This window comes from Roseovarius halophilus (ex Wu et al. 2025) (assembly GCF_047086965.1).
On the sequence record NZ_JBKOTX010000678.1, the window covers coordinates 1 to 242 of the forward strand.

1 protein-coding gene is annotated in these 242 nt (G+C 64.9%); it reads right to left on the reverse strand.

The window, feature by feature from the left end:
• Positions 1-242: transposase (locus tag ACH107_RS34005; protein ID WP_412509949.1), on the reverse strand; the 242-nt coding region annotated here is incomplete at both ends.

A 242-nucleotide genomic window follows, 5' to 3' on the forward strand; every position in this document is an offset into this window, starting at 1 on the left:
CATCCGCCCAGACCCCCGCGCCGGTATTGCCCCGCATCAGCAGGTGATCCACCGCTTGGCTGTCGTGCAGGGCGGCGTCTGACACGTGGTAGCGGCGCACCAGCTTGTGCTTTCGGTCCACGTTCACGTGGTTCTTGTAACCGTAGTGGCTCTTGCCGTGTTTCTTGGTCCAGCGCGCGTCCACATCCTTCTGCGCGCGCTTCGCGGGCTTGTCGGCCCAGTCCTCGGGTACTTCGCCGTTC